At 68.6% G+C, this 21,266-nt stretch carries 15 protein-coding genes; 8 read left to right on the top strand and 7 right to left on the bottom strand.

All coding sequences use genetic code 11. The features are described from left to right. Window positions 1-159: 159 nt before the first annotated feature. Complete coding sequence (locus EP7_RS15640; protein WP_463522293.1) at window positions 160-1,386, top strand: tyrosine-type recombinase/integrase; 1,227 nt, start codon at window positions 160-162, stop codon at window positions 1,384-1,386. On the opposite strand, the gene EP7_RS15635 is transcribed toward EP7_RS15640, so the two are convergent. Continuing rightward, the gene (locus EP7_RS15635) at window positions 1,383-1,682 is read right to left on the bottom strand and encodes a hypothetical protein (protein ID WP_463522291.1); all 300 of its coding nucleotides are present in this window, start codon (window positions 1,680-1,682) and stop codon (window positions 1,383-1,385) included. The two genes, EP7_RS15640 and EP7_RS15635, sit on opposite strands and share 4 nt — an antisense overlap. Window positions 1,683-2,223: 541 nt before the next feature. After that, complete coding sequence (locus EP7_RS15630; RefSeq protein ID WP_463522289.1) at window positions 2,224-2,487, bottom strand: hypothetical protein; 264 nt, start codon at window positions 2,485-2,487, stop codon at window positions 2,224-2,226. 418 nt (window positions 2,488-2,905) lie between these two features. Here EP7_RS15630 and EP7_RS15625 point away from each other — a divergent pair, with 418 nt between their 5' ends. The 7 genes from EP7_RS15625 to EP7_RS15595 all read left to right on the top strand — a co-directional run bounded on the left by EP7_RS15625 (window position 2,906) and on the right by EP7_RS15595 (window position 11,748). Next, complete coding sequence (locus EP7_RS15625) at window positions 2,906-3,451, top strand: hypothetical protein (RefSeq protein WP_463522287.1); 546 nt, start codon at window positions 2,906-2,908, stop codon at window positions 3,449-3,451. 514 nt (window positions 3,452-3,965) lie between these two features. After that, complete coding sequence (locus EP7_RS15620; protein ID WP_463522285.1) at window positions 3,966-4,751, top strand: hypothetical protein; 786 nt, start codon at window positions 3,966-3,968, stop codon at window positions 4,749-4,751. Window positions 4,752-4,839: 88 nt separating this feature from the next. Then, complete coding sequence (locus tag EP7_RS15615; protein ID WP_463522283.1) at window positions 4,840-6,687, top strand: arginase family protein; 1,848 nt, start codon at window positions 4,840-4,842, stop codon at window positions 6,685-6,687. 331 nt (window positions 6,688-7,018) lie between these two features. Then, window positions 7,019-9,286 carry a DNA polymerase gene (locus EP7_RS15610; protein ID WP_463522282.1) on the top strand — a complete coding sequence of 756 codons (2,268 nt, stop codon included), beginning with the start codon at window positions 7,019-7,021 and terminating at the stop codon, window positions 9,284-9,286. Between the two features lie 797 nt (window positions 9,287-10,083). Then, a complete protein-coding gene (locus EP7_RS15605; protein ID WP_463522280.1) occupies window positions 10,084-10,809 on the top strand; it encodes a hypothetical protein in 726 nt (241 codons plus the stop codon). Then, window positions 10,802-11,167 carry a hypothetical protein gene (locus EP7_RS15600; RefSeq protein ID WP_463522278.1) on the top strand — a complete coding sequence of 122 codons (366 nt, stop codon included), beginning with the start codon at window positions 10,802-10,804 and terminating at the stop codon, window positions 11,165-11,167. Before EP7_RS15605 ends, EP7_RS15600 begins: the two co-directional genes overlap by 8 nt. 134 nt (window positions 11,168-11,301) lie before the next feature. Further along, window positions 11,302-11,748: a HEAT repeat domain-containing protein gene (locus tag EP7_RS15595; protein WP_463522276.1), complete on the top strand. Its 447-nt coding sequence runs from the start codon at window positions 11,302-11,304 to the stop codon at window positions 11,746-11,748. Window positions 11,749-12,860: 1,112 nt separating this feature from the next. Here EP7_RS15595 and EP7_RS15590 read toward each other — a convergent pair. The 5 genes from EP7_RS15590 to EP7_RS15570 are packed head-to-tail and all read right to left on the bottom strand — an operon-like array spanning window position 12,861 to window position 20,877. Further along, a complete protein-coding gene (locus tag EP7_RS15590; protein WP_463522274.1) occupies window positions 12,861-15,590 on the bottom strand; it encodes a tetratricopeptide repeat protein in 2,730 nt (909 codons plus the stop codon). After that, entirely contained in the window at window positions 15,590-18,394 is a 2,805-nt protein-coding gene (locus EP7_RS15585) for a hypothetical protein (RefSeq protein ID WP_463522272.1), read from the bottom strand. Before EP7_RS15585 ends, EP7_RS15590 begins: the two co-directional genes overlap by 1 nt. Continuing rightward, on the bottom strand, window positions 18,394-19,122 hold the full coding sequence (locus EP7_RS15580; RefSeq protein ID WP_463522270.1) for a hypothetical protein: 729 nt from the start codon (window positions 19,120-19,122) through the stop codon (window positions 18,394-18,396). The genes EP7_RS15585 and EP7_RS15580 overlap by 1 nt, the downstream gene beginning before the upstream one ends. Before the next feature lie 5 nt (window positions 19,123-19,127). After that, a complete protein-coding gene (locus EP7_RS15575) occupies window positions 19,128-20,258 on the bottom strand; it encodes an AAA family ATPase (protein ID WP_463522268.1) in 1,131 nt (376 codons plus the stop codon). Then, a complete protein-coding gene (locus EP7_RS15570; RefSeq protein WP_463522266.1) occupies window positions 20,248-20,877 on the bottom strand; it encodes a hypothetical protein in 630 nt (209 codons plus the stop codon). Before EP7_RS15570 ends, EP7_RS15575 begins: the two co-directional genes overlap by 11 nt. Between the last annotated feature and the right edge of the window lie 389 nt (window positions 20,878-21,266).

Genomic DNA, 21,266 nt, shown 5'->3' with positions numbered 1-21,266 from the left:
CACGATTCCGGCGTTTTCTCGAGCTTCGGCCCCTTTCGCACATCGCCCTTAGATTGGGCTTGGGCGGGCGACGATGTGTCAGAATTGTGTCATGACGCATTGCCCGAGACCGGGAGGTTCCGTAGAATCCGGCGACCCACCCCCGAGGAGTCGGACGCCGTGGCATCCTATGACTTCGATCCCAAGAGCGGACGCTATCACATCCGCTTCCGGCATGCCGGCAAGCCCTACAAGCGTGCCCTCCTCCTCAAGGACGACCGGGCCGCCATGACCCTCTGCGGGCGGGTCGAGGAGACCCTGCGGGACATCGCGCTCGGTCGGTGCACCGTGCCGCCGGATGCCGAGGTCGGGGCCTTCCTCCTGTCCGGCGGGAAGGTGGCAGCCAAGCCCCAGCCCGTCGCGGCACCTCTCACCCTCGGGCGACTCTTCGACCTCTACCAGGCCGGGGTCGCCGCCGAGAACAAGGCCGCCTCAACCCGCTACACCGAGGACATCCACGTCGTCCACCTCAAGCGGCACCTGGGCGGAGGGGGCCCCGTCACTGCCGTGGACCTCGCCGCCGCGAATCGCTACGTCGCGACCCGACGCAAGGATCTCTTCCGCGGCCGCCCGGTAGATGGCGCGACCGCTAAGAAGGAGTTGAAGACGCTGAGGATCATCTGGGCCTGGGGGCAAAAGCACGGGCACCTCCCCGGTCCGCCCCCCTTCGCCCTCGGGGATGTCGAATTCCCCAAGGGCATCGAGAAGGAACCCTTCCGCACCCGCGACCAGATCGAGGCCATCATCGCCGGCGGCCGGGTGGCTGAGCAGGACGCGAGGCGCTACTGGGAAGGACTCTACCTGACGAGAGAGGAAGTCCGCGAGGTTTTGGGCTACGTCGGCGACCACGCCGCCCACGATTTCGTCCATCCGATGTTCTGCGTCGCCGCCTGCACAGGGGCGAGACGCTCGGAGATCGTGCGTTCGCAGCGTGAGGACTGGGACCTCGACGCCGGCGTGGTCGCGATTCGCCAGAAGAAGCAGGACAAGTCGCGGACGTTCACGCGACGCTATGTTGAGGTCAATTCGTTGCTTTCCGGCGTGATGAGTACCTGGTTCGCCAGCCACCCCGGCGGCGCATCGGCGTTATGCCTGCCCGACGGCAGGCCGCTCACGGTCTCGCTCGCGGACGATTACTTCGAGCGAGCCTTGAAAGGGAGCCGTTGGGAGAAGGTCCTGAGGGGCTTCCACGTCTTCCGACATACGTTCGCGTCGCTGCTGGCGAGCGAAGGGGTCGATCAGCGGGTGATCGACGCCTTCATGGGGCACAGCACCGAGATCAGGGTTCGCTACCAGCACCTGTTCCCCAAGGACCGCGCGAGTGCCATCGGCCGACTGCTCGGCTAACTGGTCCGTAGTGGCAGCAGGCCTTCGTTGCGGATGCGGGTCAACTCGTCGTGATTGATCATCCATTCCTTGGACGTGCCGCGACCGCAGTGCCTCTTGTCGGCCCGGACGCGGCCATGGCGACACCACTCGCGTACCGTGAATTCGGCCTTGCCGAGCTCCACAGCAACCTCGGCGGTCGAGTAATAGTCCTTGAGCGTCCTCTGGCTCACAAGGAGGTTGCGCATCTCGACGAGTTGAACCTCGATGCGGTCGAGCCGGGCGGCGATGTCTTGGGTGTTGTCCTTGTGGAGCATGGGGCACCGGGTGACAGCGGATTCATGGACGGACGTGCTCGGCCTGCGTGCTGTTCGATCGACTGGGGCCTACTGAGCCATTTGGGATGAGGGCATCACGGCGGTGAGCTGGGCGGCCACCCCGACCCCTCGAACGCCTGGGGCAAAACCGTCGTCCAGCGTTCGAGGGGAGCCGAGACGCGGACGGCGGCCAGCTGGTCGAGCAGCTCGCGGCGAGGGGCCGCCCGGTAAACGCTCGCCCGTCGACGTTGGGCGGGTCGGCAATGGGCCGCCGCGAATGAGCTGCTCGCACCGACGGGCATGAACGGCAGGCCGGAAAAGCGCCCGTGGCCTCCCGACTCGGCCCGGGCGGCGACGCGGCGTTCCCACTCACACGCCTTTTGTAAGCGTCGCCAACTCGTCGAGCAAAGGGACGCCGACTGGATGTCCCAAGCTGGAGTGATAGGCCCGGGGGCTGAGGCGGATGATCCCACGCATGCTTCGACGTTCTCCTTGCTCCCCCGTAGCGGAGCGGTGCTGGCGAGTGGGTCCCGCCCGGCGTTCATTCGCCGCCTCGCGCGAGGCATTCGCGCTGGACCTGAACTGCCCGATTCCACCGGCCTTCGAGCTCCAGCTCGACCAGGAGTCGTGAGTACTTGCGGCGGCCGCAGTTGGGGATGCCATTCTCATAGCTTCGCAGCCGGCCCGCCCTGGCCTGCAAGGACGCGGTACGCTCCGACACCCCGAACAGGGCCGCGACCTCCCGCTGGCAGATTGCGTCCGTTCGGGGGTCGGGGATGGGTCGGGACTCGAGGATGTGCTCCATGTCGCAAGCCTCCACCAAGATCAAGAACTTGCTTGCCTTATCAGCATTCCACCAGTAATCTACTTCGACAATCAGATAATAACTTTTCCAACTCCGCAAAACAACCAATACCCCTCTTGGTACTCCCATGCCACGTAAAACCTCCTACATTTCTCTGGACCCCAAGACGCCGGTCGGGCGAGTTTCGCTCGCACTCCACGACGTCTGGGGCGGTAATCAGCGAAGGATGGCGGAGGACGTGGGCGTGACGCAGTCGGCAATCTCTCAGGTAGTCCGGGGCGACAAGCCCCCCGGCCGTCGCCTCCTCGAACTCGTCGCCGCCGACACCAAGGTCAATGCCGACTTTGTGCTCCGGGGCATTGGAGGGACGGCCGCGGCTGTGTCGCCGGAGGTCTTGGGGGGGGATTGGATGGTCCCCGTGGCCGCCAGCATCCTTCCCGGCCACCCTCTGCGGCATCAGTCCCTGCTCACAGGGGCTCGCCTGCCGGTCGCAACCTTCTACCGTGCCGAGTCTCGTTACCTTCTCGCCTTGCAGCCGAGCGACCCCGTCGTACGGGCCGAGGGCGAGCGGGTCGCTCCAGGCGATCACCTCCTGATGGAGACCGATCGAGAGCTCTGGGTGAATAACAGGATGGTTTTGGTCGGGAAATTAGTCGCCCTCCGTCTGGTCGGAGTGAGCGGAATCGACTTCGTGCTCGCCAGGGCCGACATGGACCCGATGACCCGCGAACTTGCGTTCGATTGCTTCGGTGTCGGCCCTCCTGCGATACCGGCTGGATTGCCGGTTCGACCTATTCAAATGCGAAAGAAATCTACCCCGGAGACGCTCGCCCCAGCAGAGTCCGATTCCGCACAACCAGTTCCTTCACTCGAGCCCGCTCAAGCAATTCGATCGGAAGGTGGGCTGGCCCGCCCTGCGCTCGATGATGTCGCCGCATTCTGCATCCTGCTGATCCGAACGTGAACGACAGCTAAGAGGCCAGCGGCACTGCCTACAGACCTTGCTCATGAGGTCGCCACCCACGCGAAGGAAGGCCGTCCGCACATGAAATCAAGACCAGCCAGGGCGTGGTCCCGAAGGCTGCGGCTACCGCTCGCCGGAAGCAGCAGCGGCCGAATTCGAGGCCGACGAAGCGTGGCCGGCACCGCCCCTAGATTCGCGACACTCCGACCGTCCTCCCGGGTGGTCGAGTAACCCCCCCAACGGAGGACGGGGCGAGGCCGACAAGTGGGCCGCGATAAACACGGGTAAGGTCGCCGTGACGAAGGGCGGGGCCACCAACGATAAGCAGAGTGGATCAGGAGACGAGCTGACAATCGACGAGTCGTCCAAGCTCGTCGGGACGCGGGCCCGGCCCTCCGCTAACGCGGTCGCCCCATCCCGGCCGCCGGCGAGCATCGCGTAAATCACAAGCCAGGTGCACATCGAAATAAGGTCGGCATTCCGCATAGTTCGCCGCCATTAGGAGCAACCGGAGATGAGAGCGAACGACGATCAGCGCGAGGCGCTTTACAATGACCGGGCCACCGGAGCGGCCGGCATGATCCAGGTGCCGGCCGAGCGCATCACAACGCTAAACGGCTTCATGGTCGACCTCGACCCGGGCAAGCTGGCTCCCAACAACCCCATCTTTCCGCCGGCGGACTCGCCTCGCGCGTTCCACGAGTCCATCAAGCCCGTCCTGGACCGCCACCCGCTGGCCCGCCACGCCGAGGTTCGCGCCAGCGGCACCGGCCTGCACCTCGTCTTCAATTTAAACCCGCCCATTGAGCTGCAGACGGCGCCAGCCCAGCAGCGATGGAAGGCCATCGTCGAGGCGACCCAGTACACCTTGCCAGGCGACCTGGAATCGCCCGGCATCACCGCCCTGACCCGCCCGATCGGCTCGATCAACTCCAAGAATGGAGCCAGGGTCGAGATGCTCGCCCCCGGCCAGCCGGTCGATCCGGCGCGTGTCGTCGAGTTCATCGAGGGCCTTGCCAAGGCTCCATTCAAGGTGATAGCGACCGTCCTGCTCGGCGACGACCGCGTCCGGCCCTGCCCCGCCTGTCGGGGAGAGGGCTCGCGGCTCGACATCCTCGACCAGTTCGGCAAGTGCTACGGCGGCTGCTCGAAGGTGACCCTGGAGCGGTTGTTCGACCTCATCTACCAGCCCGCCCCTCGGGCCGGGGCTCCGCGAGGCCGTCCGAAGAGCCGTCGCACGCCCGTCGTCAAGCTGCCCGTGCGTGCGGCCAGGCCCAAGCCACGAAAAAAGTCGCGTTGATCGGGCAAGAGCGTCCGGCGGGGATGGCCCAGGGTTCGAGAGGCCGGAGTCACCCCCGCCGGAGCATCAAAGAAGGGGAAATTGCATCATGGCAACAACCGATTCCCCCGGCAAGAGCCTGTGGGACAAACTCCGCAAGGCGTTGCACGCCTTCCGGCTCGGGCCGGTCGTCGGCGATCGAACTCGCCCGGTCATCCATGGCGTCAACGGCCGGGGCGAGCTCATCGACGGCATGACGGTCGACGGCTTCCTCGCCCAGGCCGGCCGCATCCTGGCGGACAGCGGCCGGGTCTATGACTTCGAGGGCACGATCTGCTACGAGTCCGCCCAAGGGGATCACGCCCAGCTGATGCCGCTGGCCACGCAGGGCAAGGCCGAGCCCCATGCTGCCGGAATCCTGACCAATCTCTTCGTCGTCGGCGCAGGAGACCGGCAGAGCCTCCCAGCGACGAGGCTTGTCGGGGCCCTGCTCGCCGACGAAGGCCTGCGGCAGCATCTCCCCATCATCCGCCACTACGCCCGCCGCCCCGTCTTCGACGAGGATTTCCAGCTCTGCCGACCGGGCTGGAACCCCGACTCGGGCATCCTGGTCCACGGACACGAGATCGAGCCCGCCTCATCGGTGCCGACACCCGGTCCGGAGTCTGAGCTCCTCGACCGGCTGCCTCCTCGCCTGAAGGGGCTGCTCGGCGAGTTCTGCTGGCGCTCGGAAGCCGACCTGGCCAACGCCTTGGGCGTGTTGCTGACCGGGATGCTGATGAATCACTTCATCGACCGCCCGCATCCGGTGGTCCTCGTCGACGCCAACCAGCCAGGCCTGGGCAAGACGCTCCTGGTCCAGGCGATCGGCCGCATCCTCGACGGCCACGAGCCGGCTCGCATCCCGCTGGCCAGCGACGAGGAGCTGGAGAAGCGTCTCTGCGCGCAGATCCGCGACATGCGGTCGAGCCTATTCTTCTTCGACAACGTGCGCGGCACGGTCGAGTCGGCTTTGCTCGAGCAGAGCGCCCTGTCGCCGGTGCTGACCTTCCGGATCCTCGGTCAGTCGACGGTGATCCGCCGGCCGAACGCCTACCTCTGGGCCGTGACCAGCAACGCGACGACGGGCACGTCGGACTTCATCCGGCGGGGCGTGCCGATCCGCCTGCACCACGAGGGCGACCCGAAGGGCAGACGCTTCGGGGGCGATCCCCTGGAGTTCGCCACTCTTCACCGGCTGGAGATCCTCGGCGAGCTTGCAGGAATGGTGGTGCGGTGGGTGCAGGAGGGCCGGCCCGCGGCCGCAAGGCCGCATCGCTGCGCGGCGTGGGCGGCGACGATCGGCGGCATCCTGGACGCCGGCGGACTGGGCGATAAGTTCCTCGGCAACCTCACGGAGGCCGAGGCGGCGATGGACCAGGACCTTCAGGCCCTGGCCGCATTGGCCGAGCAGGTCGCGGCGAAAGACCCCGCACGTGCCATCGCGGCGGTCGGCGACGACTTGGCGGGCAAGGGGATGCCCGCGGCCGGATGGGTGTCGAGCTTCGCCGATGCAGGTGTCGCCCGCGACAGGCTGGCCGCCATGACGACGAGGGGCAAGGAGACCGCGGTCGGTTCCTTCCTGGGGGCGAAGCTCGGCCGGTCGACCGTAGTCGCAATCGGCGAGCGGGAGGGGACCGCCACGCTCCGTATGCGAGATGCCAAGCGCCATCAGAAGCTCTACTTCTTCGAGTTTACCACCGCCGAGCCGGCAGGGAGCCCAGAGCCGAATCAGGCCGCTGATGCGGCGGGCAACTCGCAGCCGCTCGGCCCGAGGGGGATGGATGTGGCCGTCGCCCTCGTCGAGGAGTCACCGATGTTGACAGGATCGCCCCCGGCGCCTACCCCACCGGCCGGAGAAGCGGGGCCTGTCGCCACTTCAGGCCCTCCGGCCGGGGGGGATCCGGAGTGGCTCTGAGGGTGAACCTGGTGAATGTCTCTGAACCTCCAACGAGACGAGGTTCGCCCGATTTATTCCGTTCATCTGCTTTCTGTTAGGGAGAGACGGTGAACCTGGTGAACCTCTCTCTTGGAGGGAGATGCAGGACCTCTTCTCCGGGATTCATCCCCTGCCGTAAACACTATCCGAGGGGGATCCGACATCCAGGTCCACTCGGCCTTGAGGCGACGCAAACTTTCTGGTCATCGACCCTTAAATGAGGTGAACCTCGTCCGAGGATAGGTTCACCCAGCGGATTGAAACGGACAAGCTCCATCGCTCTCGAGCAGGCAACCAAGGACCCTCGCCCATGTTTGACATCACGTTGGGACGCTACTCATGCCCGTTCCGGGAGTGGACCCCTGCCCAGGGTCGCGTCTTCGACGGCCTGTTCGCCTACGACACCGAGACGACCAGGATCGACGAAGACCGCCCCGACCTCACGCCAGGCCTGGTCCTGGCCGCCGCCTGCGATGGCAACCAGGGCGTCCTGGTGCCCCGCGCCCAGGTCCCGGCCTTCTTCGCGGCCCATGCGGGGCAAGGCTTCATCGCCCACAGCGCCGCGTTCGACCTGAAGGTCACCCAGCCCGTCCTCGGCGACCGTCTCGATCTCTACGAGCTGGTCGAGCAAAATAAGGTGTGGGACACGATGATCCTCAAGCGGCTGCTGTCGCTGGCCACGGCCGGCCACACGGCACGCGGCGAGGCCGGCCTGGACGCCTGCGTGAAGGCCCACCTCGGCCTCGACCTGCCCAAAGGAGTCGTGGATCTCGAGCGGCGTGAAGTCCGCACCGGCTTCGGCCGGTTCCTGGGCCGCCCCCTGGCCGAAATCCCCGAGGTCTACCTCCGCTACGCAGCCGGCGACCCGCTGGCGACCTGGCACCTATTCTGGGAGCTGAACCGGCAGATCACAGAGGTGCTGCAGGGCGCAAATCAGGTCTGGGGCTATGTCGACGCCGACTGGCTCCGGGACGTCGTCCGCCGCTTCGGCCCGTTGACGCACCACATCCAGCTCCGGGCCAGCATCGTCACGGACGTGCTCAACGCCAACGGGATCGCCGTGGATCGGGGCCGCCGGGCCGAGAAATTGAGGCTCGTCGAGGCCGTTCGCGACAGGGCCAAGGAGGCCCTACGCCGGGCCGGCTATCTGGTGGGCGAGCACGGCAGCGGTAAGGCCTTGCAGTCGATCCTGGCCCAGTTCGCCCGCGAGCACCCGGGTGTCGACATGGCCCGGACGCCCTCGGGCGAGCAGTACTCGGCGGCCGAGGAGGACCTGACCTCGCTGGCCACGGAGGGCGAGTTCTTCGCCGACTACGCGAAGTTCAAGGCCGCCGACAAGCTCGCGTCGACCTACCTGCGCAAGATGGACCGGCCCCGATTGCACCCGAAGTTCGGCTATCTGGTCGCCTCGGGGCGGACCAGCTGCGGGGGCGGCTTCAATCTCCAGAACCTGCCGAGGGAGAAGGCCGAGAAGTCCGCTTCGAACACCATCCGGGGCTGCTTCGTGCCGGGCGAGGAGAACGTCTTCATCGACGCCGACTTCTCGCAGATCGAGCTGGTCGTTCTGGGCTACGCCCTGGAGCATCAATTCGGCCTAAAGTCCGAGCTGGCCTCGTTGATCAACGGCGGGCAGGACGTCCACCGGCTGATCGCCGCCGCCGTGCTCGGCAAGGCCCCCGAGGACGTCACCAAGGACGAGCGCGACAGCGCCAAGGCCGTCTCGTTCGGGCGGCCCGGGGGCATGGGGGCCGAGCGACTTCGCCAGGTTGCCAAGGCAGGCTACGGCAAGGACCTCACGGTCGAGGAAGTCGAGGGGCGGATTCATGCCTATCACGAGCTCTGCCCGGAGCTTGACGCCTTCCTCAAGGACGAAACGGACACCGGGCTGGCCCTGGCCCTCGCCCTGAACCTGACACCGGCCGAATACTGCCGTGCCACCGGCAAGGCCTTCGACCCGGCGGACCAAGAGGCTCACCGGCCGCAGGCTTGGCTCGGGGGCATGCTGCTGAAGGTGCTCCGGGACGAGACGCCGGTCACCCTGCGGGGCGAGGGCCGGCCCTACTCGCCGGAGGAGATTGACTTCTTCTGGGGGCGGGCTCAGGGCTTGGAGATCAAACTCAAGCCGAGGCAGGCCGCCAAGCTGGCGGCCCGCCAGGCCGACGTCCCGCTCTGGGAAGCGTTCCGCCGATGGGCCGGCCGCCGGCCGATGTTCACCCTCACGGGCCGACTGCGGGCCAACACGACCTTCTCCAGCAGCCGCAACAACGTCTTCCAGGGCCCGGCGGCCGACGGGGCGGTCATGGCCATGTGGCTGGCCTGGCGGGCCGGATTCAAGCTGGTGGATTTCGTCCACGACCAGCTCGTGGTCGAGTCGCCCGCCGACGACCAGGTCCCCAGGCGCGTCGCCGAGCTCGATGAGCTGATGACGCGAGGCATGCTGACGATCGCCCCGGGCATGGCGGTGAAGGTCGAGACGGTCGTGACCCGGTCCCTGAATAAGACGGACCTGGACCCTCGCTACGATGACGAGCGGGGTTTGGCGAGGGATAGGACGGGCATGCCGAAGCTTGCAGGTTAGATCCGGTGGCGGAGGGCGGCCTCCCTTTCGAAACCTCAGAGGCCGCATCCGCCCATTTCGAGTGGCGACGTCCATCGGTTGGAATCATGTCCTCGTGCTCTCCAAACAAAAACGCTCGGACCCAGTCTGCTCCGCCGGCGGCCGGCCGCACCCTATCACCTCGAAAGGGAACGTGACGGGCGGCGCCACGAGGTTCTGCCACCTCGCTCAAACGCTGAGAGAATAACGGCCGCACTGCAGGGACGGCTGAAGGGTGGACGACGCCCGAGGCTGCTCTGCTCGCCGCACATCGACCGGTCCCGCGAACGTTAATGCGCGGGCCAAGGGCAGGTTCGACCGGGGGCAACTCGGACAAGCCCCGCTGGCGATTGCGATCACCATCGCGGAGCAATCCCCTGCCCGCCTCGCTCGCTGATCACACCTCCAGGGGAAGGGATCGCGCAAAGCCACGGCCGATAAGCCGATGGTGACCGGCGATGATTCGCGAAAGCTCGAGAGGGGGGTCCAGCACCTGCATTTCTGATTACGTTTATCGATAATCTCTGGGGCCGGTACTTCTCAGCTTCCCACCCGCTCGTCGCGGCAAGCCCCGACCGATTGTCCGGCTCGGGCAGGCCGGCGACCATCCTCGGATTGTCCCACGTCGGCAGCGGCCCCGGTCCTTGCCGCCGTCCTGGCGAGGAATTCTCGGGGATTCGCGGTTTTGCCGCCGGCATCGCGATATGATCGAAGGGTCGGCAAGGATGCACATGTTCGCCGAAGTCTCGCCGACCAGGGCTCTTTCCGAGGTGTCGAACATGGCCAGCAGGAAGCGGACCAGGACCGATCCCCGGAGGGCCGCCGGCCCCACCGTCCGCGAAATGCGTGAGCAGGCAACCCGCGACGGAGACGTCGACGCGCTGTGGGCCGAGCTCACCAAGCGGCATTTCTCGATGGTCGACCAGGAGGAGCTGTTCGGCCTCCTGCTCCGCGCCCTGGAGGTCCGCGGCCGCCGCGATCCCGAGGCGTTCGCCGCCGACAACTTCGTCCGGATGATCGGCTTCGTCTCTTATCTCATGATGAGGAGCACGTTCTACATCAACCATCGGATCGCCCAGCACGGCCGCGCCACGCAGACCAAAGGCCCCGCAGACCTCCCCGCCGACGTCTCCGGGACGCTGCTCCCCCGCATCATGGACCTCCAGGGCCACCTCGCCGAGTTACTGCAGGCCCAGGCCGGCAACGCCCGCCAGTGGGAGCTGGCACGCGCCAAGCGGGCCGACAACGATCGGCGAGCCGGCGGGGGCGGCAAGTCCGCAGCGGTGCGGCGGGAACGGACGTCGCCGGCATCCGCGAACGGTCATTCGACGCCGCCGAAGGCCCCTCGCGAGAAGCATCACAAGGTGCGGAGGGCCGAGCCCCCGGACGGGGCACTGAATGGATTTCCGGAGCCCCCCCTCGCCATCGCACTTCCTGTCAACCGGATCGGTCGATACATGGACGGCCAGGGATCGGCCAGCGAAGGGAGCCACGGTGATGAATGAGGCTCGCGTGACGGCCGGCTGCGACGACCTGGAGGCCCGCTGGGCGACCATCCTTCGCAAGCTGGAGGCGAATGCCGGGGTGCTGGCCAGGCAGGGCACGCTGGTCGCCAAGGACTCCCGCGGCCGACGCGTCTGGGCCGTTCGATTTGTCGCCGAGGCGGACGGGCGTCGGGTGCACCGGGCGATCTACGTCGCGGGCGACGATCGCCCCGAGCTGGTCGATCGGACCGCGCAGCTGCTGTGCGAGTATCGCCTCCAGGGGCGGTGGGCCGGGCAAGTCGAGGTCTATGCCCGTCTCGCCGCCGGGTCCGTCGGCCTCGCCCGCCGCCTGGCTTCGAACCGGAGGCCGTCGGGATGACCGGCATCATCGGGAGGTGTCAGGAGTCCCCCCCGTGGGAGTCGCGATCCTGCCCGCGTAGGGCAAGGATCCGAGCGTTCTCGGGAGAAAGTAGCCCCCCCGGAGGGGATGCCCGAATCGAGGGAGGATGGAGCATGGAAGCGAGGACAGTTTCCGGAGTCGTCCAGCTGGCAGTCAAGGGCCTCGAGCGGGCAACCGCCAGGCTGATCAACCTGCTGAAGAGCCCGGACGAGGCGGTCCGTGCGGGCGCATCCGCCGCCCTGCGCGGGCTCGACCCGCCGCCGATCTGGGAACTGTTCAGGACACTGCGCAAGGCCGGGGACGCGGCGTTCAAGGTCGAGATCATCCGGGTCATGGGCGGCCTGGGCGAGAGCTACCGGATCCACGTCGCCCTGGCCTTTGCCGAGCTGTGGCAGGCAGGTGACCCCGCGATCAGGCGAGCGATTGTCGACGCCTTCATGCAGATGGGGCCGGCGCCCGCCGAGGCGATCTTGAACTCCGCCCGGACCGTTCCATCGCCAACCCCCAAGGGAGGCGGCCGAAACCGCACACGGCCCTCTTCCCCACCCCGATCGGATTGAAATCGACCTGGCCCGACTGCAGGATCCTTGCTGGTCCAATCATTGGCGGCCCGTCGAGTGCGGCCGAGATCAACCGGGCGAGCCTTGTCGCGGGGGGCGTTGCCGCGTCAAGGACGGTTGTGACCGGACGGCGGAAACGCCTCGGAATGGAACGCCCCTCACCGTCGGGCATCCTGACCCGGCTGGGGGCTGATCGCCCGATTCTCGGGGGCATGGCCGCGGCCGGAAGGTGCAGCCGACCCAATCACCGCACAACGGCGGCAAACGACCGGACGGCGTTGTTGCAGAGGGGGTGAGGATCGCCGAGGTGCTTCTCGTGGGCTCGAGCAGCCCGGGGGCCGCCGCGAAGGCGGTCAAGGGGGCGGTCCTCGGCCTCGATGGCCGAAGCTCGAGCGGTCCGGAAAGCACTCAGTGATTAACGTCAATCGGCGGTGCGGCCTTTCACCTTCGAGTAGGGCCCCGGGGCGGCAGGGCGGCGAGCATTCGAAGCGTCCGCCGGCTCTGTCGAACCCGACGGCTCTGTCGAGGCAGCGGGCGCCTGCCCGGTTCACCGGTTCCGGCCACACCGGAGTGGTTGGTCGGGTGCTTCATCGAAAACGGCTGGTGCCAGGCCGGCGTCATGGGCCGATCGGGCGAGTCGATCCTGTTTTTGCAGCGCTCGCCCGGGGGCGAGCTGAATCCGCCGCGTCCGACTCGCCCAGAAATGTCCCGATCTCCGGGGATCGAGATCGACCGATCCTACAGCCCGTCCGGAATGGAATCGAACGCGCGTCATCGCGCGGCTCGCCGCGAGGCCTCGGCGGCTGATCGCTGCGATTCGTCAACGATCTGTCGGAAGGCCCACCGCCAGCCTCGACCATTCGCTTCGCTCGAGTAGCGGAGGAAGAGCGGGCCGGGAGTTGTCGCGAGTTTGTACGCCCTGACGGCCCGCTCCTCCGTCGGTTCACGCTCGATCTGCGCAATCAATCCGACGACCGCGTTTCATCCACAGTTGATCGGTGAGGCCGCTCCGGGAGCGAGAGGCCCGCTGCGGCACGCTCCTCGGCCGCCGGTAAAACCGCGATTCGGACCGGGCAACGAGTCAGCATCCCGGGATTTTCGATCCGTCGCGATCAGGTCGGGATCGGCACTCGCACGAGGTAGCCGTCGTGGCAAACGACGAGCAACTCGCCGGTCGGGCGACTGGCGAAGGCGGCGACGGCGGAGGGGATGGTCTCGGGCGCGGTACGCCAGGGCACGAACTTGCTGGCCCCGCATCTCATCCAGTCGATTCGAGAGGATGACACCGCCGCGACGAGCCCCTCGCGGACGATCGCGGCGGCCAGATAGCCTCGCTCATCCACCCCTTGTGAGGAATTCCGGGCGATCACCCGACCGTCCCGCAATCGAGAGCAATGCAGGGTCCCCGCTTCATCCAGGCCGGCGAGCTCGAGCCCACCGTCCGCGAGGGGGAACCAGCTCAGGGGGGTGGTTTGCAGGAACTTGCCCTGCGGCTCAGGCCTCCAATTCAGCCCGATCGTGCGCAGGTTGTCGCCCTGAGGATCGAGCTGGCACAACTGCCGCCCATGGAACGCCAGGATCGTGAAGTTCCATGGGTCACATCCGCTCGTTTCATGGAACAGGGCCGCCGGGGGCTGGGATTCGCCGTCGGGCAATGCGAGGCTCCGCAAAGACGCGAGCGAGCCTACCGAGAGCAGATGCAGGGCTGCGCCGTCCCAGATCCCGACCAGGCTCTCGGCAGCCGCCCTCGCGATCGGGGTCAGCCAGGGGGCGAACACGTCCCCGATCGGCTTCCCGGTCAGGATCGCGTAGCGACCGTCGGGCTGGCGGGCATAGGAGCCGATTGTCCCTCGCCCCACCGTGTGGGATCGGAGCACGACGAGGTGCTCGCCCGCCGGGTCGGTCGCGAGTGCCGAGACCGGCAGGTCGTTGGAGGCCACGAAGACGGCCTCCGAAGTCTGCGGCCGGAAGGCCCACACCTCGCCGCTCGAAGTCCCCAGGAACACCTCGCCGGACTCCGACGCGCCCGCGACCGCGCCGACGGTCCCCGTGCAGACCCGGAACCGCGATCTCGTATGCGGCCTCGTCGGGAGAGCCGCCGCGGCGGGCCGGGGCGAGGCGCCGACCGCGTGGAATGCATCACTGACCACGGCCGCCGGCCAGGAGGGAGTCGCCCCCAGGAGCGACGAGACGAGGGTGGCCGCCTTCTCACCGGCCAGCACGCGGCCGCGGAGGCAGGCGGCAAGCCCCATCAGGGCCCGGTCGCGCAGCTCGTCGCGGGCCTGCTCGAGCCCGGGACGGTCGCCGAGGGTGGCCACCTCGTTGTAAAATCTCCCCGGCTCCGCAGTTCCATGGCTCGTGGAGAAGTGGACGTCGGCCTCGTCCACGAGCAATCGGAGCGACGGGACATCCGCCCGCGAGGCGAGCAGGCTGGCGATTTTCACCGCGCAGGCGACCGCGTTCGCGGCCGGCCGCCGGCCCCAGCCTTGCTCGTAATGTCGCTGCGCGAGGTCGGGTCGGCCGGCCTTCTCCAGCAGGAGATTCCCGGCAGCCAGGTGCCCCCCACCGGAGGAGGTCATGCGATTCGCGGCGACCAGGTACTCGGCCACGGCGAGCTCTTCCTCGCCCAGGCCGCGAAGCAGGTCTCCGGCGGCCTCGTGATCGCCGACCTCGCGATAGAGATCCAGGGCTCGATCGGCCTCGCCGGCCGCGGCAAACGCGAGGGCGGCCCCCCGGCGATCGTCGAGCCGGGCGAGCAGGATGACGCCCGCGTCGTGATAGAGCCCGCCGCGAAGCAAGGCCAGGGCCGCCTCGCGGTGATCGCGCAGGAGCTTCCCGTAGATGGCCGCCGCGCGACGATGGTCGCCCCGCCGTGACGCCTCCTCGGCGGCCTTGCGATACTCGCGGGAGAGGGCCGCGATCAGGTCGCCGCCTCCGAGCCAGCGATCGCCCGGGGGGTCGCTCGCCCCGCCCAGCAGGTCATCCAGCCTGTACCTGAGGTCGCGATCCGGGAGATTGTCGCCACCATGGACTCCCGAGCCGCGAGAATCGGCCGGGTCCGCCATCGGAATCGCGCGGCGGAGGGCCTTCTCGATGTCCCCCTCGCGGAATTCACGCATCAGATCGCGCAGCGCGGCGTCCTGACGACCGATCACCCCGGCATCCGGCTCGCGCCGCCTCGCCCCGTCCTTCGTTGTTTCCGCACGGCCCTCGCCGGATCTGCCCCTCAGGAACGACTTCGCGAGGTTCCAGATCCGAGAGAAACTCGATTCGCCGGGATTCCGGGTCCCCGGCCCCGATTCGTCCGCAGGTCGCGCATCGATCCCGATCGTCCCCCCGGACCCCGCGTCGAGCGCGGCCTCGGGCGACTCGTCCGGGAATTCGACGCGGATCGACTCGATTCGCTCGACCTGGGCGGGGCGGTCGGGGAGCGGGCCCCACTCGCGCCGGGGGCGCGATCGCGCGGAGAGAAGCATCGACAGCGGGAGCGATTGTCGATGGTCGAAGGCCAGCACGCGGTCGCCGGGCAGGAAGATGAGGCCCCGGTCGCGGGTCATCCCCCGGGCCTCGTCGTCCAGCAAGGCCGGCACGAGCTGCGCGTCCACGGGCAGCAACAGGTCGGGGGCGATCGCCCTGAGGCGCAGGGCCCCGGGGAGCGGATGGCCGGTCGGATCGGTCAGCCTCAGGAGCAGGCCGTCGGCGACCGGGTAGACCCGCCCGTCCGGGTCGAGTCCCAGCCTGACGCACAGGGCGAGTAGCGAGGCCGCATCGCAGCCCGCGAACAGGGCCGCAGCGGCCGGCTCCGTCTCGAGACACCTCCGGACCCGGAGAGGGACGTTCATCATAAGTTCCTCCTGATGGAGGGGCTGGCTGCCAGGAGGAACGCGGCGATCCGCTCCTCCCCCCCCGGCGTCGGGGGGCCGACATGCATCGGGACCGGGCCGACCCGCGTCCCATCCGGCGCCCAGGCGGCGATCTTCTCGCGGAAGACGAGGAACATGCAGACGACCTCGCCGGATCGATCGAGGATCGCGACCTGGCCGTACCGGTCGACGGCGGCCGTCATGGTCGGCATGTCCGCAAAAAGGATGAAACGCCTCGGATCCTCGAGGGCGGCAAGCCGGGTCGCCTCGGCGCTCGCCTCGATCCGGGGCGGAATCCAGCCGAAGGACCGCTCGACCATCGTGCCGACATCCGTGCCGGACAGGACGAACTCGAGGCGACCGCGATCCCAGCGGACCAGGTGCCGGTAGCGGCCGGCCTTGATTATGAGGAAATGCAGGCCGAGCTCCAGGCCCAGATTGGAGTGAGCCCGACCTTTCGGGGTCACGAGCGGGGGCCGCCCGACTTCCCCAACATCCTGGGACATGAGTTGACAGTCGCCAAGCCGCCAGGCGACACGGCGGCCGTCGCGGCTCAGGGCGAAGTCATTGGCGTCGCGAGGGCAGACGTGTTCGGCCGTCGACCGCAGGGTGCCCGCGACCTCGAAGATGTGGAGACTCCGCGAGCGCGGAAACCCCACCAGCAGGGCGAGGGTGCCGTTGTTCCATCGACCCTGGATCAATCGCCCCCCCTTGAGCAGAGGCCTGCCTTCGGAGAGCGGGACGTGGCAGATCCACCCCCCCTCGTCGTCCCGGATCGCGACTTCCCCGGTCTCCTCGTGGAACACGATCAGGCGACCGAACAGCCTCGCGACCTCGCCATGGCGAACGACCAAGGATTCCTGGTCCGCATCCGAGCCCGATCGGATCGCATCGACGACGCGCCCTGAGGCAGGTTCCCCGGGGCCATTTCGGACGCGGTGCCCCCTCTGTCTCAGGTCGATCGCGAAGCTCTGTCCCGTCCCGTCATGGCCGACCGCGGTATGCTGGCGGCGCGAGTAGGACCATCGGAGTCGAACGCTCGCCGCCAGCTCCAGCTCGTGCGCCGTGCACGTACGGGTCCGCAAGTCATAATGAGCCGCGATCGACCGGTGGCCTGCCGCCCCCGCGACGAGGAAGCCGCCGGCCACCCCGACCACGGCATGAACCGTGTCGAGGACCTTCCCATCGAGTTTGACCCGGGGCAGGATCTCCAACCCCGAGCCGTCGGCCCGCCAGGCGTGCAGGAGGCCGCGACCGTTCTCGAGGAGCAGCCAGTCTCCCGCGTCATCGTAGGCGAAGAGCGAATCCGAGATGGGGGCGATCGCCCCGAACGCGAACGGGAAGCCGATCGGCTCGACCTCCCCCCGCCAGCGGTGTGACGACGCTCCCTCGGGGACGGCGGCCGTCGCCGACTCCTCACGCCTCGCCCTGGCATCGGCGAGGTCGACCCGACATCGGGCGATCGCGACCGGCACGCCGGCCCTGACCTCCAGCAGGCTCACATCCCCGCCAGGGTCCGCCGCGACCGCGAACAGCCGGGCATCGCCGACCGATACGCGCATCGCGGCCACCACCTCCGGTTCGGCGAGGCTCCTGGGATGGGTCAGCAGCACGAGGTCTCGTGTCACCCCGACTTCCTCGGACATGCCGAGGGCCCTGGCCAGGCCCGAGGCGGGATTAGGCGACAGGTCGCTCGCCTCCAGGAGCTCGCCGAGTTGCTCCGCGCCCAGGCTCGAAGCATCCACGGGCTCGCCGCCGTTGCCGGTCGTCGCGAGCCGGATGACGAGCTTCCTGCGCTCGGCCTGTCCGGCCAGGGCGAGCGCCGCGGCGGCGAGCACGAGCCTGATGTCGCCCCAGGTGCGGACTCCCTGGTCGATCACGATCACCAGCTCGCGGGCCGTCGGGGCGTGCGGCACCTCGAGGTCGTAATAGAGCAGTTCCCGGGCGGCGAAACGGCGGAGGAACTCGTCCGGGTCGAGCGCGAGCTGCGAGGGCAGGATCCGTTCCGGGAGGCCTCGATTGGTCACGTCGGCATAACCGCCCAGCGGCAGCTCCGCGTGGGCCAGGATCCGGGGAGGGAGCGTCAGCGCCCCGTTCAGGCGCGGGACGAGTCCCGCCATCCCCCGGAGCCGAGGCCGGTCCTCCAGCGCCGCCAGGGCCCGGGCGAGCGGGATCGGCAACGCCCGAGCGACCGTCTCACCCGCCTCGGGAATCGGCTCCCTCCCGTGACGAAGCCAGTGGCAGAGGCGCATCGGTCTCCAGGCGTCGAGGCATGCCCGGATCCATGCGTCGAACTCCTCGGGACGTCGGGGCGGATCCTCGCCGGGATATTGCCTGAGGATCGCGAACCCGCTCGGCGACCGCTCCGTCAGCCGGTGCCTGAGCGAAGCCCAGCGGGGTGGGTCGGCCACCCCCGGTAATCCGCGACACATGACGACGCACAGTGCCCCCGCATTCCGGAGGGGACGTTCTGCCTCGCGGAATGCCCGCTCCAGCCCCGCGTGCATCCCCTTCCGCGCGGTCTCGCCGCCATTAGCGTGGCGGCCTCCGAACCCCATCAGATGCAGGAAATGGAGGACGAACGCGAAATGTGGCAGCTCGCCGTCGTCGGCGGCTGCGGCGCCCTCCAGGAAGAGGGCGAGTTCCGCGGCCATCGCGAACGTCAGGCCGATCTCCGGCTCCTCGGCGGCGTACTCGACGACCTCGCCGCCGTCGCCCCAGCGGAGCCCACCGAGCCAGCGTCCGTAGTCCTCCGGGATCCCCAGATAGTCGTCGACGCGCATCACCGGGTCTCGCCCTCCAGGGCCAGCCGGATTCCGGCGCGGCTCAGGGGCCGGAATGCCCCGAGCGGCACGACCTCGGCTCCGTCGGCGTTCAGGACGAGCAGCCCCTCTCCTGCGCCCATCGCAACGCGGAGGGCGGATTCGGGCAGATCGGGATCGGGTCGCATCCCGAGGGGGATCAGCACGCGACTTCCCCAGAAGCGGAAGCCCCCGACGAGCGGCGGCAAGGGATGCCCGAGGATGAGGATGCTGTCGCCCGATCGTGCTGCCCGGAGGGCACTCAGCCGTGCGGAGGGGGCCATCTCGGCCCAGCGGCCAAGTTCTTCGAGCCCACTCTCAATGGCCGTCGCCGGCCGCACTGTGTCGTCGCGGATTAGGGCAAGCCGGACCGGCTCGGCTGGTCCCGTCCCGGGGGCCTCCGGCCGTACGGGGAGTGGGAGGATCGCCCGATGGATCGGCATCCCGGCCCCGTCGTCCACGGGCAGCCCGAACGCGGGCAGGCGGTGGCCGAGGCGATACCAGAGTCCGCCGCGACGCGAGTAGAGCTCCGCCCCCGCGACCGGCCGGACCTGATCCAGGACCGAGGACGAGGCCGGATCCCAGCGGACCCAGGCCCGATCGCCCGCGACGGTCACCGTCACGCCGGGCTCGCGCCGGAGCCCCGACAGGCGGCCGATCAGCGAGGCGGGCAGGCTGGCACATTCGATGAGTTCGGCATCCTGATGCATTGATCCTACCCCAGTCGCCTGAGGAGCTGCTCGGCACGGCCCAGCAGATGGGTCCGGGCGTCCTGGTCGGGCACCCAGGCGGCGCGGTCGGCCAGGTCGGCGACCTGCTCGCGGAGTCGCGCGATCGCCACGAGGCCGATCGTCCCGACCTCCGCCTCGGCCTCCGCGGCGTCGATCTGCCGCGCCACGTCCTCGGCGTCGACGCGCCCGGAGGTGGCGGCCAGCGGGTGGCTCTCGGCCTGGCCGGCGTGCGGCTCCAGCAGGCCCGCGACGAGCGAAGCCAGCGGCGCGATCTGCTCCTCGCGATCCCAGACGTAGCGCAGGACCCAGAGGTCGGTGGGGTTGGCCGCGGCCCGGCCGCAGAGGACGGCGGAGGCCGCGACCAGCCGCAGGATCTTGATCGCGCGGCGATCCGACAGGGCGACCCCCAGGTCGCGCACCTTCATGACGGCGTCCGCATAGGGTTCCATGATGACCGACAGGTCCACCTGACCGACGCGTTCGCCGAGCGCCCGGAGCTCGGCCGCGGTGACCGACGAGGCGTCGGGCGCGGCCGCCTCCAGCTCCCAACCGGCCGCCAGCAGGCGGGGGATCGCATCGCGCCCGAGGTTGTCCACGTGGCAGCGGATCAGGAACCGGTCGAACAGGGCCCTCAGCGCCTCGTCCTCCGCGACGTGGTTGGAGGCCGCGAAGACCGACAGGACGGGCATCCTGTGCACCTCGGCGCCGCGTCGGTAGACCCTCTCGTTGAGGACACTCAGCAGGTTATTCAGGATCGCGCTGTTGGCGTTGAACAGCTCGTCCAGGAACACGAATTCCGCCTCGGGGAGCATGCCGGCGGTGACCGTGGCCACCGTCCCCTCGCGGAGCCGCACCAGATCGATCGGGCCGAAGACCTCGTTCGGCTCGGAGAACCTCGTCAGCAGGTACTCGAAATACCGGCCCTGGACGGCCGTCGCGAACCTGCGGATCAGGGCCGACTTGGCCGTCCCCGGGGGCCCGTGCAGGAACAGGTGCTCCCCGGCGACGACGGCCAGGGCGATCAGGTCGACCACCTCATCGCGGCCGACGAACCGACGCTTGAGCACCTCGATGACCTCGCGATCCAGCCGATCGACCGTGTCCCTACCAATCATCCCGACTCCCTTGCTCTCTCGATCCCGACCGGCTGCGGTCCTGTCTCACCAGTTCGAGATAGTCCAGCCCCGCCCCGACGGGCTCCCAGGACGGACGATGTTGGACAACGAGGCGTTCCGCGTAGAGCAACAATAGCCCGGGATGTCCCCCCAGGTCGATCGGCGCCAGAGGCGGCTCGTCGAGGCCCGCGAGCACGCCCGACAACGGCCAGCGCCTCAGCAGGTCCGCGATCAGACCCACGAACGGGTCGACCGGGCTGGTCGACCTCGCGCGGCGGTAGAGCCTGGGCAGGAAGCGGAAGAGCAGGTCGGCCGACGCGTGATCGGACGGCCGGACCGGAGGCCCGCTCATCGCCAGCCGTCCGGCCAGGTCCGCGACCCGGTCGCCCCGGCTCACCATCGCCCAGCACGCCTGCCTCACCAGCTCCCCGGCCTCGCACGCGACCTCGGGGTCGAACGGGATCGTCGGCCCGGCGAGATCGAGCCGGTAGGCGTCATAGGCCCCGGCAAGCAGCTCGACGGCCCTCGCCGAGGTTCCCCGCGCGGGCACCGGAGGCGACTCGAAGACGGCGACTCCCTCACTCAGAAGCCCGGCCAGGAACTCTTCGAGGTCGACCATGGGCTCGGTTCCCGGCGAGGGTCCTTGAGCCGATCATGGCACTCGCGCTGCCTCCTGACCGACCGGCTCACGATCGGGCTTCCCATCGTACGCCCGCGGGCCGGCCCCGGGGTAGTCGCCCGCGAATCGATCCCGCGGGATCAGCCGGCCTGCCCCGCGGACTCGAGCAGCTCTGACCAACCGACCTCGACCGCTCGGGGTCGTGACCACCACTCTCGCCACTGCCGGCCCCCTTCCGCGAGACCGAGCGCTGGCAGAAGGCCGGCACAACATGTTCTCCGTTGGACGAGTCGTCCTAGAGGCCCTGATCTGCCAATACTTCTGCCGTAAAATAGCTCCGACCTGTGCGATTCCTGAAGGGGCTGGCCTAGGAAATCACACCTTCCTAG

The sequence above is a fragment of the Isosphaeraceae bacterium EP7 genome (assembly GCA_038400315.1).
In the GTDB taxonomy this organism is placed as follows: Bacteria; Planctomycetota; Planctomycetia; order Isosphaerales; family Isosphaeraceae; genus EP7.
This window is presented reverse-complemented; position numbering and strand designations above follow the sequence as displayed.

Bases quoted from the DNA above. Each gene is read 5' to 3' on its own strand.
- EP7_RS15635 (WP_463522291.1), bottom strand. From the start codon at position 1,682: ATGCTCCACAAGGACAACACCCAAGACATCGCCGCCCGGCTCGACCGC.
- EP7_RS15630 (WP_463522289.1), bottom strand. From the start codon at position 2,487: ATGGAGCACATCCTCGAGTCCCGACCCATCCCCGACCCCCGAACGGAC.
- EP7_RS15620 (WP_463522285.1), top strand. From the start codon at position 3,966: ATGAGAGCGAACGACGATCAGCGCGAGGCGCTTTACAATGACCGGGCC.
- EP7_RS15615 (WP_463522283.1), top strand. From the start codon at position 4,840: ATGGCAACAACCGATTCCCCCGGCAAGAGCCTGTGGGACAAACTCCGC.
- EP7_RS15610 (WP_463522282.1), top strand. From the start codon at position 7,019: ATGTTTGACATCACGTTGGGACGCTACTCATGCCCGTTCCGGGAGTGG.
- EP7_RS15605 (WP_463522280.1), top strand. From the start codon at position 10,084: ATGGCCAGCAGGAAGCGGACCAGGACCGATCCCCGGAGGGCCGCCGGC.
- EP7_RS15600 (WP_463522278.1), top strand. From the start codon at position 10,802: ATGAATGAGGCTCGCGTGACGGCCGGCTGCGACGACCTGGAGGCCCGC.
- EP7_RS15595 (WP_463522276.1), top strand. From the start codon at position 11,302: ATGGAAGCGAGGACAGTTTCCGGAGTCGTCCAGCTGGCAGTCAAGGGC.
- EP7_RS15590 (WP_463522274.1), bottom strand. From the start codon at position 15,590: ATGAACGTCCCTCTCCGGGTCCGGAGGTGTCTCGAGACGGAGCCGGCC.
- EP7_RS15585 (WP_463522272.1), bottom strand. From the start codon at position 18,394: ATGCGCGTCGACGACTATCTGGGGATCCCGGAGGACTACGGACGCTGG.
- EP7_RS15580 (WP_463522270.1), bottom strand. From the start codon at position 19,122: ATGCATCAGGATGCCGAACTCATCGAATGTGCCAGCCTGCCCGCCTCG.
- EP7_RS15575 (WP_463522268.1), bottom strand. From the start codon at position 20,258: ATGATTGGTAGGGACACGGTCGATCGGCTGGATCGCGAGGTCATCGAG.
- EP7_RS15570 (WP_463522266.1), bottom strand. From the start codon at position 20,877: ATGGTCGACCTCGAAGAGTTCCTGGCCGGGCTTCTGAGTGAGGGAGTC.